This window comes from Gordonia insulae (genome assembly GCF_003855095.1).
Lineage (GTDB): Bacteria > Actinomycetota > Actinomycetes > Mycobacteriales > Mycobacteriaceae > Gordonia > Gordonia insulae.
On the sequence record NZ_CP033972.1, the window covers coordinates 2,541,337 to 2,553,601 of the forward strand.

Annotated in this window: 11 protein-coding genes; 7 read left to right on the top strand and 4 right to left on the bottom strand. The window is 66.0% G+C overall.

The annotated features are described in order from the left end of the window. Nucleotide 1: 1 nt before the first annotated feature. Nucleotides 2-1,183 (top strand): amidohydrolase family protein, encoded by a 1,182-nt coding sequence (locus tag D7316_RS11520; protein WP_124708364.1) that lies wholly within the window; start codon nucleotides 2-4, stop codon nucleotides 1,181-1,183. Beyond that, nucleotides 1,180-2,610, top strand: a complete 1,431-nt coding sequence (locus D7316_RS11525; RefSeq protein ID WP_124708365.1) for a FadD3 family acyl-CoA ligase — start codon at nucleotides 1,180-1,182, stop codon at nucleotides 2,608-2,610. Before D7316_RS11520 ends, D7316_RS11525 begins: the two co-directional genes overlap by 4 nt. A gap of 158 nt (nucleotides 2,611-2,768) precedes the next feature. On the opposite strand, the gene D7316_RS11530 is transcribed toward D7316_RS11525, so the two are convergent. The 4 genes from D7316_RS11530 to D7316_RS11545 form a co-directional block, all read right to left on the bottom strand. Next, entirely contained in the window at nucleotides 2,769-3,932 is a 1,164-nt protein-coding gene (locus D7316_RS11530; protein WP_124708366.1) for a thiolase C-terminal domain-containing protein, read from the bottom strand. Next, nucleotides 3,929-5,101, bottom strand: a complete 1,173-nt coding sequence (locus D7316_RS11535; RefSeq protein WP_124708367.1) for an OB-fold domain-containing protein — start codon at nucleotides 5,099-5,101, stop codon at nucleotides 3,929-3,931. Before D7316_RS11535 ends, D7316_RS11530 begins: the two co-directional genes overlap by 4 nt. Nucleotides 5,102-5,222: 121 nt before the next feature. After that, nucleotides 5,223-6,428: a CaiB/BaiF CoA transferase family protein gene (locus D7316_RS11540; protein ID WP_124708368.1), complete on the bottom strand. Its 1,206-nt coding sequence runs from the start codon at nucleotides 6,426-6,428 to the stop codon at nucleotides 5,223-5,225. Next, nucleotides 6,425-7,918: an aldehyde dehydrogenase family protein gene (locus D7316_RS11545; protein ID WP_124708369.1), complete on the bottom strand. Its 1,494-nt coding sequence runs from the start codon at nucleotides 7,916-7,918 to the stop codon at nucleotides 6,425-6,427. The genes D7316_RS11540 and D7316_RS11545 overlap by 4 nt, the downstream gene beginning before the upstream one ends. 230 nt (nucleotides 7,919-8,148) lie before the next feature. Here D7316_RS11545 and D7316_RS11550 point away from each other — a divergent pair, with 230 nt between their 5' ends. The 5 genes from D7316_RS11550 to D7316_RS11570 all read left to right on the top strand — a co-directional run bounded on the left by D7316_RS11550 (nucleotide 8,149) and on the right by D7316_RS11570 (nucleotide 12,263). Then, a complete protein-coding gene (locus tag D7316_RS11550; RefSeq protein ID WP_124708370.1) occupies nucleotides 8,149-8,955 on the top strand; it encodes a TauD/TfdA dioxygenase family protein in 807 nt (268 codons plus the stop codon). Then, on the top strand, nucleotides 8,952-9,656 hold the full coding sequence (locus D7316_RS11555) for an SDR family NAD(P)-dependent oxidoreductase (protein WP_124708371.1): 705 nt from the start codon (nucleotides 8,952-8,954) through the stop codon (nucleotides 9,654-9,656). Before D7316_RS11550 ends, D7316_RS11555 begins: the two co-directional genes overlap by 4 nt. A gap of 81 nt (nucleotides 9,657-9,737) precedes the next feature. Further along, the gene (locus tag D7316_RS11560) at nucleotides 9,738-10,598 is read left to right on the top strand and encodes a mycofactocin-coupled SDR family oxidoreductase (RefSeq protein ID WP_124708372.1); all 861 of its coding nucleotides are present in this window, start codon (nucleotides 9,738-9,740) and stop codon (nucleotides 10,596-10,598) included. Between the two features lie 58 nt (nucleotides 10,599-10,656). Beyond that, entirely contained in the window at nucleotides 10,657-10,872 is a 216-nt protein-coding gene (locus D7316_RS11565) for a ferredoxin (RefSeq protein ID WP_124708373.1), read from the top strand. Nucleotides 10,873-10,898: 26 nt separating this feature from the next. Beyond that, nucleotides 10,899-12,263 (top strand): cytochrome P450, encoded by a 1,365-nt coding sequence (locus D7316_RS11570; RefSeq protein ID WP_124708374.1) that lies wholly within the window; start codon nucleotides 10,899-10,901, stop codon nucleotides 12,261-12,263. The last annotated feature ends 2 nt before the right edge of the window (nucleotides 12,264-12,265 follow it).

The following is a 12,265-nucleotide window of genomic DNA, read 5'->3' on the forward strand; positions in this document are numbered from 1 at the left end:
CATGTCACCGAGCCAGCTGCCCTATCCGCTGTTCGACGCGGACAACCACCTGTACGAGACCAAGGAGGCGCTCACCCAGTTCCTTCCCGACAAGTACAAGAAGGCCATCCAGTACGTCGAGGTGGACGGCCGTACCAAGATCGCCATCCAGGGGCAGATCAGCGAGTACATCCCCAACCCCACCTTCGACGTCGTCGCGCGCCCGGGCGCCATGGAGGACTACTTCAAGAACGGCAACCCGGAGGGCAAGAGCAAGCGCGAGATCTTCGGCAAGCCGATCAAGTCGCCGCCGGCCTTCCGCGAACCGGGTCCGCGCCTGGAGCTGATGGACGAACTGAACATCGACCGGACGCTGATGTTCCCCACACTGGCGAGCCTCGTCGAGGAGCGGATGCGCAACGATCCGGAACTGATCCACGCGGTCGTGCACTCACTGAACCAGTGGCTGTACGAGAACTGGTCGTTCAACTTCAAGGACCGGATCTTCACCGTCCCCGTCATCAGCCTGCCCATCGTGGACAAGGCCATCGAGGAACTCGAGTGGTGTGTCGAACGTGGCGCCAAGGCGATCCTCGTCCGGCCCGCGCCGGTCCCCGGCTACAAGGGACCGCGGTCGTTCGCGCTGCCCGAGTTCGACCCGTTCTGGAAGCGCGTCGTGGAACTCGACGTGCTCGTCACCCAGCACTCGTCGGACAGCGGATACGCACGCTACAACCAGGACTGGGACGGCACCGGCGCCGAGATGCTGCCGTTCGTCACCAACGCATTCCGGATGGTCAGCGAATGGCGGCCGATCCAGGATGCGGTGGCCTCGTGGGTGTGCCACGGTGCCCTGTTCCGGTTCCCCGAGCTGCGGATCGCGGTCATCGAGAACGGTGCGAGCTGGCTTCCGCACGTGCTGCAGACGCTGACCGACGTCTACAAGAAGGCCCCGGAGGGCTTCGGCATGCAGGACCCGGTGGCGGCCATCAAGAAGAGCATCCACGTCAGCCCCTTCTGGGAAGAGGACTTCAGCAAGCTCACCGCACTGATCGGCGCCGAGCGGGTGCTGTTCGGGTCGGACTACCCGCATCCCGAGGGACTCGCCGAGCCCACCACCTATATCAGTCACATCGAGCATCTGCCCCTCGAGGACCAGAAGCTCGTGATGGGCGGCAACATGGCGCGGCTGCTCAAGGTATGAGCTGGCAGACCATCCCCGAGATGGTCCTGTCGTCCGACGACCGCTTCGGTGATGCCGAAGCGGTCGTCGACGGCTCTGTGCGCTTGACCTTTCGTGAGGTGGTTCATCGGATTCGCTGCGCCGCCGGATCATTCGCCGGCATCGGGATCCGGAAAGGCGACCGTGTCGCGATCTGGGCACCCAACTCCGCGCAGTGGATCATCGCCGTGTTCGGACTCCTGACCGCCGGCGCCACACTCGTCCCGATCAACACCCGCTACAAGCAGGACGAGGCCGCCGACATCCTGACGCGCAGCGGCGCCAAGGCCGTGCTGGTTCAGCCGGGCTTCCTCGGGCTCGATTTCTCGGCTCCCGCCGGCGTTCGGGTCATCGACATCACGGGCGACTTCCTCTCCGGCGGAACACCGTTGGACGTCGAGGTGTCCGGCTCCGACATCGCCGACATCATGTACACCTCGGGGACCACCGGCCGCCCCAAGGGCGTCATGATGAATCATCGGCAGGTGCTGCGGCTGTTCGGCGAGTGGTGCGACCTGGCCGACCTCCGCGAGGGCGACCGCTACCTCATCGTCAACCCGTTCTTCCACATGTTCGGCTACAAGGCTGGACTCATCGCCTCGTTCCTGCGCGGCGCGACGATCTATCCGATGCCCGTTCTCGACATGGATCACGTCCTGGAGTTGATCGAGACAGAGAAGATCACCATGCTGCCCGGACCCCCCACGCTCTACCAGTCCCTGCTCGCCGCCAATGACGGGTCGCGGGACCTCTCGTCGCTACGGGCTGCCGTCACCGGGTCCGCCGACATCCCGGTCGATCTCATCCGTCGCATCAAGCGTGATCTACCCTTCCAGACGATCATGACCGGCTACGGCCTCACCGAGGCGGGGACCGCCACCGCGTCTCGCCCCGGCGACACCTTCGAGCAGATCGCCACCACCGTCGGAGAGCCGTGCGACGGAATCGAGATCAGCATCGCCCACGACGCCGAGGTGCTCATCCGCGGCTACAACGTCATGCAGGGCTACCTCGACGAGCCCGACGCGACCGCGGCCGCGATCGACGCGGACGGCTGGCTGCACACCGGCGATCTCGGTGAACTCGTCGACGGCCGGCGACTGCGCATCATCGGCCGCAAGAAGGACATGTTCATCGTCGGCGGCTTCAACGCCTATCCGGCCGAGATCGAGAGCTATCTGCTGGAACATCCGGCCGTCGACCAGGTCGCCGTCGTGGGGGTTCCCGACGACCGACTCGGCCAGGTCGGCAAGGCGTTCGTGGTTGCGCGCGAGGTGATCTCCGAGGATGAGCTGCTCGAGTGGAGCCGCACCCGGATGGCCGGATTCAAGGCGCCGCGCTCGATCACGTTCCTCGATCAGCTCCCGATGAACGCCACCGGCAAGGTGATGAAAGACCTCCTGCGCTGACCCAGGCCACCGCTCACCCGCTGATCGAGTAGCCGGCGAGCGCCAGCGAGCCCCCCACCGCTGATCGAGTAGCCGGCGAGCGCCAGCGAGCCGGCGTATCGAGATCACCCACCCCACCGCTGGTTCGGCAGCCGCCCGACCCAGCGGACTGGGTCGGATCAGCTCACACCCGGGGCCTTCAGAATCGTGACCGCCGAGACCGAAGTCGGGCCACCCACGTTGTGCGCCAAACCGATCCGCGCACCGTCCACCTGATTGACCGCACTGCCCCGCAACTGTTCGAACAGTTCCACGCACTGGCCGACGCCGGTGGCACCCGGCGGATGCCCCTTCGACTTGAGGCCTCCGCTGGTGTTGACCGGAATCGATCCACCCAGCGACGTCTCGCCGGCCTCGAGCAGCTTGTAGCCGTCGAACCTGTCCGCAAATCCCAGATCCTCGTAGCTGATGAGCTCGATACCGGTGAAGAAGTCGTGCACCTCCGCCACGTCGATGTCCGCGGGCGACACACCCGCCATCGCGAACGCGGCATGGGCCGCCCGCACGGTCGCGGGAAATGTGGTCAGGTCGGTCTTGTGCTGATGCATCAGCGCATCCAGGCCGAGGCCGACCCCGGCCACCCAGACGGGTTGGTCGGTGTAGCGGTCGGCGACATCCTCCGCGACCAGGATCATCGCGGCCGCGCCGTCGCTCAGTGGCGCGCAGTCGTAGACGCTGAACGGCTCGACCACCGTCGTCGCCGACAACGCCTGCGCTGCGGTGATCTCGAACTGCAACCTGGCCTTCGGGTTGGTGGCACCGTGCCGGTGGTTCTTGACGGCCACCATCGCCAGATGTTCGCGGGTTGCCGGCGATTCGTGGAGATAGCGGTTCACGTGCAGCGCGACACCCGCGGGCGCCACGAGGCCCAGCGGGTACTCCCAGGTCATGTCGCGTGACACAGCCTCCCACTCCCACACGACGTTCTTCGATGCGGTCTCGCGCAACTTGTCGGCGCCCATGACCAATGCCACGTCCACCGCTCCAGAACCGATCGCGTAGACCGCGTTTCGGATGGCGTCATTCCCTGTGGCACAGGAATTCTCCACGCGTGTCACCGGAATTCCGTCGAGGCCGAGCGAGTCCGCGACGATACCCGATGCCGATCCGTCCGTCGGACCGACGGCACCGAACCATGCGGCCTCGATGTCGCCCTTGTCGAATCCCTTGTCCACCGATGCCGCACAGTCGGCGAACGCCATCGGCACCAGATCGCGCACACCGAGCGCGAAATGCTCCGCGAACGGCGTCATACCCGCTCCGACGACTGCCACCTTCCTCATGCCGCGACTCCTTCCGGTTCAAAGGAATATCCGTAGTCGGGCACGCCCGACCGTAACGCCAGTCGCCGCAGGACCAGGCGCCCGCGGTCACCGATCCCCACCAGCCCGACATGTGGTCCGGCCACCTTCACCAGGGCTCGTACCCCCACCCCGTCGAGTTCGACGAGAACGAGCGAGTAGGGCGACGGCAGTCCGGGCACCGGAACATGAACGGTGGCCTCCGAGTACACCGTCCCGGCACGTGGCAGCGGTACGAGTTCATAATCGGTGCGCAGTGTGCTGTCGGCGTCGACCTGGTAGCGCGGCGGAAAGTCGAGCTCGTCGCTGCCGGTGAACCTGCCTGCCTCCCAACGCACCTTGGCGTTGAAAGCACGCTCGTAGGCGGCCAGGGAGATGCGTAGTTCATCGGCGGAGGCGACCGGCTCCTCGGACTTCGCCCGGGGTTTCGGTTCCCGGCGGTGCACTGTCACGGAGCCGGTCGAGACGGCGATTCCGGACAGGCTTCCCTGTTCGACCGCGACGAGGTTCCCGGACAGTTCTCGGGAAGCCATCGCGGCGAGCCCGAACAGTCCCGAACTCGCGCCGGTTGTCGGCAGGGCCGCATCGACCTCGGCGAGCTGTCCGGCCTCCTTGCGGTCCACCCCCGCAACCATTGTCGGCTTCTCCAGCCACGATTCGGTCAGCGACGCCACGAGCCCTCGCTCGTGCAGCAGGCGGGGGTCCCCGTAGTCGTGGACGGCGCCCGCGAGGTTGCGGGTGCGGACCGGGAGACTCCGCGAGATCCGGGCATTGGTCCGGACGCCGAGGCCTCGATCCGCGGTCAGCACCGCCACGGCCCCGGCGGGTTCGAGATCGACGCCGATGATCAGGGTCCGGGACCGCGCTGAGCTGAGCGCGTCCAGCGTGGCCGGCGCACCGCCGAGCCGTTCGGTGACCTCGAGTTCCGGATCGAGGTCCAATCCGGCCAGGAGAACTGCCGCGTTGCTGCTCTCCGTCAGGGGGAGGTCGCGGCTGACCAGCACGACGGAATCGACTGTACCGCCCGAGTCCAGCGCAGCGCGGCCGGCCTCCACCGCCAGGGTGATGGCGTCCTCGTCCTCCCCGGTGACACGTCTGTCGGCGCTGCCCCAGCACGGGAGATACGTCCCGATTGATGCGATGTTGGGCATCGAATTCTTCCCTTCAGCGTTCGCCGCCTCTCGGCGGCCCGTCCCGAAGGGTGACCTTCGTGACGCTCGCAAGCTCACTCCTCGGGTCCGCCGTCAGGCTGCCGATCCCGAGCCCGGTGGATCAGGTGACCGCGCCCGCGGTCTTCAGTTCGATGATGCGGTCCCAGTCCAGACCGATTTCCTGCAGGATCTCGTCGGTGTGTTCGGCGAACTCCGGTGCCGCGGAGACCGTCGACGCAGCCACATCGAACTGCACGGGATTGCCGACCAGTTCGAGCTCCCCGGCGGTGACGATGTAGTCGTTGGCCCTGATCTGCGGGTCGTCACCCACCTGTCGGGAGTCCTGCACCGGCGCCCACGGCCCGGCGAGAGTGGCGAACCGCTCGGTCCACTCGGCGAGGGTCCGTTCCGCAATGGCCTCGCGCAGAATGGTCACGGCGTCGGATGTGTTCTCCGCCAACAGCTCCGCACTGCTGAATCGAGAATCCTCGACGAGTTCGGGGCGGTCGATGTGCTTGCACACGTCGGGCCAGAACTTCGCCGCCTGCAGCATGACGAACGAGATGTAGCGGTTGTCCGACGTCTTGTACAGTCCCGAGAGCGGATTGGTGGGCGAACCGTGTCCGCCCTGCGCCGGTGCCTCCATCGGCTTGTCGAGATGCAGCGAGAGTGCCACGGTGTGCCCCATCGACCACAGACCGCTGCCCAGCAGCGAGACGTCGACCACCGAGGGTTCGCCCGTCCGTTCACGTTTGAGCAGTGCTGCGGCGATGCCACCGGCCAGATTGGTGCCCGAGATCGTGTCGCCGAACGCCGGGCCGGGCGGGCTGATGAGGCCCTCGGTGCCCGGGGGCGTCAGGGTCGCCGCTATCCCGCCCCGCGACCAGAAGGCGGTCATGTCGTAACCACCCTTCTCCGATTCGGCACCCCGTGGCCCCAACGCACTGCCGCGCGCGTAGACGATCGACGGGTTGACCGCGCGGATGTCGTCGACGTCGATCCCGAAGCGCGTGCGCGGGCCGGGAAGGAAGCTGGTGAGGAAGACGTCGGCACGACGCACCAACTCGTAGAGCACGTCGCGGCCTTCCGGCCGCGACATGTCCAGCCCGATACTGCGCTTACCCCGATTGGCATGTTCCACATTCGGATTGAGGTCGCCCTCGATCTTGAACTGCCCGGTCTGGCGAAGGCCGCGTTGCGGGTCGCCGGTCACCGCGTGCTCCACCTTGATCACCTCTGCGCCCCATTCGCGCAGCACCGCGCCGGCCGACGGTACGAACCCGTACATGGCGACCTCGAGGACGGTGAACCCCTCGAGTGGCTTCACGATTCCACCGCCTCGGCGAACGACTTGATCTCGGTGAACTCGTGCAGGCCCGCGACACCCATCTCGCGGCCGATGCCGGATTCCTTGTAGCCGCCGAACGGGACGTCGGCGGAGAAGTAGTTGCCGCCGTTGATGCTGAACGTCCCCGTCCGGATGGCGCGCCCGACCGCCGCCCCGCGCGCCGAATCGGTGGTGAGCACACCGCCCGACAGTCCGTACCTCGAATTGTTGGCGATCTCGATCGCGTGCGCGTCCCCGTCGTGCGGGATCATCGCGAGCACCGGGCCGAACACCTCTTCCTGAGCGATCTCGCTGTCCGGGTCGACACCGGCGAGAAGTGTCGGCGCATAGAAGAATCCGGGGTCGATCCGGGTTCCGCCACGTACCAGACGGGCACCGGCCTCGACCGCACGCTGGACCAGCCCGTCGACCTTGTCGCGCTGTCGCTCACTGATCAGCGGCCCCATGTAGGTCTTGTCGTCGGTCGGGTCTCCGACGGTCACATGGTCGAGCATCGCGCCGACCATCTCCGCGAGCTGATCGTGCTTGTCGCGCGGCACGATCAGCCGGGTGGTCAACGCACATCCCTGGCCCGCATGGCTGCAGATCGTGAACGCCGCGAACTGTGCGGCCTTCATCAGGTCCGCGTCGTCGAGCACGATGAGCGCAGACTTGCCACCGAGTTCGAGGAAGACGCGCTTCAGCGATGCCGCGGCGTCGGCCATGATCTGCTTACCCACCGGCGTGGATCCGGTGAACGTCACCACATCGACATCGGGGTGAGCCACCATCGTCTCGCCGACCTCGACCTTCGACGACGTGATGACGTTGACCACGCCGGCCGGGATGTCGGTGTGCTCAGCGATGATCTCGCCCAGTGCGAGCGTCACCAGCGGGGTGTCCGGGGCGCCCTTGAGCACGACGGTGCATCCCGCCGCCAGTGCGGGCGCCAGCTTCGCCAGCGCCAACTGGTTCGGGTAGTTGTAGGCGATGATGGCTGCGACGACGCCCGCGGGTTCGCGTTCGGTCCACCGACGGTGCTGCTGTCCACGGATCTCGATCTCGCCGAGATCCTCGGTGAACGAGTGGTTCTCGAGCAGGTCGGCGTAGTAACGGACGATCTCGATCGGTGCGTCGAGCTGGTTGCCCTTCGTGAGCATCTTGGTGGCACCGACCTCGGCGATCGTCAGATCACGCAGTTCCTCGGCGTGCTCGAGCAGCGCCTTGTGCAACTGGTCGAGGCAGCGTGCGCGCAATGCGACGTCGGTCGCCCACCCGGACTTCTCGAAGGCGCTCCGGGCCGCCTCGATCGCGGATCTCGCCTCGTCGACCCCGGCATCGGGTGCCGAACCCAGCACCTCCCCGGTTGCCGGATTGATGGTCTCGAAGGTCGTCGCCGCCGTGACGAGCTCTCCACCGATCAGCAGTCGCTTCTGGATTCCGCCGGAATCCCGACTCGTATCGACCGCACTCGCGCCGTCGGTCGTCATCGTGTCCTGGGCCACCACACGCCCTCCCACTCCTGGTTGAAAATGCCATTCTCGCATATGACTAACGTCACATTCGCATACAATCACCCGGTACGCAAGGTTGCGAGGGCGGACAACGCTCTCGCCGGACGGCTCGGCAAAGTCGGGTCCACACCCGGGCAATGCAACAAAACACTTGCCGATTACTGTTTTTCGAGAGTACCGTTCTCACTCATGGAAGGGAGATTCTTGTGATCCAGACCTCAGCCCTCACGCCGGCGATGGGTGTGAAAGTGTCCGGCGTCGACGACCTCCGCGATCCCGCGGTGATCGGTCGTTGCCTGGAAGCCTTGAAATGGCGTGGCGTCCTGCTCATCCGGGGCCTGCACCTCGACGACGAGGCCCAGGTCGCGTTCAGCAAACAGCTCGGACCGGTGCTCGCGCCGGCCGGCAAAGAGGTCTTCGTCGTGTCGCTCGACCCGGCGAAGTCCCGGTCGGCCGAGTACCTCAAGGGCACCTTCCACTGGCACATCGACGACACCACCAACGACGTGCCCGCTAGGGCGACGATGCTGACCGCCCGCCACGTCGCCATGGTCGGTGGCGGCACCGAGTTCGCGAGCACCTACGCCGCCTACGAGAACCTGCCCGAACAGGACCGTAAGCGCTACGACGGGTTGCGCGTCGTGCACACCTTCGAAGCCTCGCAACGCCTGGTGCATCCCGATCCGACGGACGAACAGCTCGCCGCGTGGCGGACCCTGCCCTCCCACGAGAGCGCGCTCGTCTGGCAGCGCCGTGACGGGCGGCGGTCGCTCGTCATCGGTGCGACCGCCGATCACATCGTCGGCATGCGCCCCGAGGAGAGTCGCGAGCTACTCGACGAGCTGCTCGCCTGGTCCACCCAGGAGCGCTTCTCCTACGTCCACGAGTGGGAGAAGGACGACGTGGTGATCTGGGACAACACCGGCATGCTGCATCGCGCGCTGCCCTACGACCCGTCGTCGGAACGGACCATGCATCGCACGACCATCGCCGGGGACGAGGCGTGGTCGTGAAGAATGCTGTCGTCACCGGCGGTGGGTCCGGTATCGGACTCGCCGTCGCCGAACGGCTCCGCAGTCAGGGCTATCACGTCGCGACCATCGACCTACGGCCCAGTGACGAGCCGTCGGCCGAGGCCGCCGATGTCGCGGACCGCTCCCAGGTCGATGCCGCCATGACCAAGATCCGCGAAACCCTGGGGCCGATAACCATTCTGGTGAACGCGGCGGGGGTCGACGGCTTCAAGCGGTTCGCGAAGCTGGACTTCGCGGAGTGGCAGAAGGTCATCGACGTCAATCTGAACGGCGTATTCCATTGCACCCAGGCAGTACTGCCCGACATGGTCGACGCCGGCTGGGGCCGCATCGTCAACATCTCGTCGTCGAGTGCCCATTCGGGCCAGCCCTACATGACCCACTACGTCGCGGCCAAGTCCGCGGTGAACGGACTGACCAAGGCGCTGGCCCTCGAACTCGGCCCGCAGGGCATCACCGTGAACGCCGTACCGCCAGGGTTCATCGACACACCGATGCTCCGTAATGCGGAGGGCCTCAAGCGACTCGGTGGAACCGTCGACGATCACATCGAGCGGACACCGGTCCGGCGGGTGGGCCGCCCGGAGGACATCGCGGCAGCCTGCTCCTTCCTCATCTCGGAGGAAGCCGGCTACATCACCGGACAAATACTCGGCGTCAACGGGGGCCGGAACACCTGATCACCCGGTTCCGGGGTCGACCGGAGCCGTCCACACCGCCGCGGATCGCGTAGAACGTGGCACCACAGAAGGAGATTCGAGATGGGACGCGTTCAGGACAAGGTTGCCTTCATCACCGGGGCCGCGCGTGGGCAGGGCCGCAGCCACGCGGTGCGTCTGGCCGAGGAGGGCGCCGACATCATCGCCGTCGACCTCTGCAAGGACATCGACACCATCGGTTACCCGATGGCCACACCGGAAGACCTCGAGGAGACCGCGCGTCTCGTCGAGAAGGAAGGTCGGCGGGTCGTCGCCGTCCAGGCCGACGTCCGTGAGGCATCGCAACTGCGCAACGCCCTCGAGCGCGGTATCAACGAACTCGGGAGACTCGACATCGTGGTCGCCCAGGCCGGCGTGGCCGGGATGAAGGGCGAGCCCGCGACGCAGGCCTGGTGCGATGTGGTGGACACCAACCTGATCGGCACCATGAACGCGATCCAGGTCGCACTGCCCCACCTCGGCGAGGGCGCATCGATCATCGCCACCGGATCGATCGCGGCCCTCATGGACATCAGCAAGACCGACGTCCCGGGCAAGGATCTCGGTGGCGTCGCCTACGTCTTCTCCAAACGCGCACTCTCCCAGTACATCCACGAGCTCGCGACTCACCTCGCACCCCGCGGCATCCGCGCGAACGTCATCCATCCCACCAACTGCAACACCGACATGCTGCAGAGCGAGCCGATGTACCGATCCTTCCGCCCCGATCTCGAGAACCCGACCCGTGAGGACGCGACGCCGGCCTTCTACGTACAGCAGGCGATGAAGACACCGTGGATCGAACCCTCCGACATCAGCAACACCGTGCTCTACCTCGCCTCGGAGGAAGCACGGTACGTCACCGGCATGCAGATGCGTGTCGACGCGGGCGGATACCTCAAGTGGTACGACTTCAAGATCTGACCAGACGTTTCGATCCGTTGCCCACCAACATTTCTCACCCATCGCAAGGAGGACGATCATGAAGGTTCACATCGACGGGGACCGGTGCCAGGGCCACACTCTCTGCGCGATGATCGCTCCGGAGATCTTCGAGCTCGACGAGCTGGACGGCCACGCATCGCCCGTCTCCGAGGATGTGCCGGAGGGGTTCGAGGACCGGGTGCGCGAGGCAGCGCGGTCGTGTCCCGAACAGGCGATTTCAGTATCCGAACGCATTCATTCGGGTGCCGAGTGACCGACACGACAGCAGGAGAACAGGCGATGAGTCTTGACAGCGTCACCGACGACGACGCCCGAAAGCGGCACCGTTTCGACTTCGAGCGGCACGCGACGGAGTACCGGGAGAAGTTCCTCGACACCACCCAGGAGATGCACGAGAAGTGTCCGGTGGCGTGGAGCGACACATACGGCGGGCATTGGGTGGCGGCGAGCAGCACAGCCGTCTTCGAGCTGGCCCGGTGTCCCCACGTGTCCAACGATCACGACGTGCGCAACGAGCGCAGCGGGTACAAGGGCATCAGCATCCCCACCGCCGAACGGGCCGCGGGTGTCCGCGGCGGCATCCTGGAGATGGACGAACCCGAGCACAAGTTCTTCCGTTCCATCCTGAATCCGTATCTGTCACCGGCAGCGGTCAAGCGGTGGGTGCCGCTGATCGACAAGGTCGTACACGCCTGCATCGACGAGAAGATCGAGAGCGGCCGGATCGACTTCGTCGACGAACTCGCGAATGTCGTACCCGCGGTGCTGACGTTGGCGATGCTCGGTATCCCGGTGGAGAAGTGGACGATCTACAACGAGCCGGTGCACGCTGCGGTCTACACACCGCCGGATTCCCCCGATGCCCCCCGGGTGGCCGAACTGCATCGCCAGCTCGGTATCGACCTGATCACCAACCTGTTCGAGATCAGGGCGAATCCTCGACCGGGCATCATCAACGCCGTCGCCAATGCGAGCTTCGACGGCGGCCCGCCCGACGACATGGAACTGCTCGGCATCCTGAGCCTGGTGATCGGCGGCGGCTTCGACACCACCACCGCGCTCACCGCGCATGCCCTGGAGTGGTTGTCGGAGAACCCCGATGAGCGAACGCATCTCAGTGACGAGCGCGACTCCCTCCTCGACGGTGCCACCGAGGAGTTCCTCCGCTACTTCACCCCCGCCGCCGGCGACGGCCGGACGATCTCCGACGACTTCGAGGCCGAGGACGGCACCGAGTTCCGGGAAGGCGACCGACTCTGGTTGTCCTGGGCGATGGCCAACCGCGACACGGAACTCTTCGACGACCCGAACTCGATCCACCTGGACCGGACCGGCAACCGCCACTTCAGTTTCGGACTCGGAATCCATCGCTGCATCGGGTCGAACGTGGCCCGCACGGTCTTCAAGCGGATGCTCGTCGCCGTCCTCGACCGGATGCCCGACTTCCGCTGCGATCCCGAGGGGACCGTGCACTACGACTCGATCGGTGTCATCCAGGGGATGCGGCACCTCCCCGCGACGTTCACGCCCGGCCCCCGCACCCATGCGAGTCTCGCGGACACCCTTGTCGAGGTACAGCAGATGGTCGACGAGCAGGAACTCGCCGAACCTCTTGCCCTGTCCCGGGCGAAGCAGAAGGGGTAGGG

What these genes read in the sequence shown, in the direction of transcription:
- D7316_RS11535 (WP_124708367.1), bottom strand. Translation starts at nt 5,101, where the DNA reads ATGCCCAACATCGCATCAATCGGGACGTATCTCCCGTGCTGGGGCAGC.
- D7316_RS11520 (WP_124708364.1), top strand. Translation starts at nt 2, where the DNA reads ATGTCACCGAGCCAGCTGCCCTATCCGCTGTTCGACGCGGACAACCAC.
- D7316_RS11530 (WP_124708366.1), bottom strand. Translation starts at nt 3,932, where the DNA reads ATGAGGAAGGTGGCAGTCGTCGGAGCGGGTATGACGCCGTTCGCGGAG.
- D7316_RS11560 (WP_124708372.1), top strand. Translation starts at nt 9,738, where the DNA reads ATGGGACGCGTTCAGGACAAGGTTGCCTTCATCACCGGGGCCGCGCGT.
- D7316_RS11545 (WP_124708369.1), bottom strand. Translation starts at nt 7,918, where the DNA reads ATGACGACCGACGGCGCGAGTGCGGTCGATACGAGTCGGGATTCCGGC.
- D7316_RS11570 (WP_124708374.1), top strand. Translation starts at nt 10,899, where the DNA reads ATGAGTCTTGACAGCGTCACCGACGACGACGCCCGAAAGCGGCACCGT.
- D7316_RS11565 (WP_124708373.1), top strand. Translation starts at nt 10,657, where the DNA reads ATGAAGGTTCACATCGACGGGGACCGGTGCCAGGGCCACACTCTCTGC.
- D7316_RS11525 (WP_124708365.1), top strand. Translation starts at nt 1,180, where the DNA reads ATGAGCTGGCAGACCATCCCCGAGATGGTCCTGTCGTCCGACGACCGC.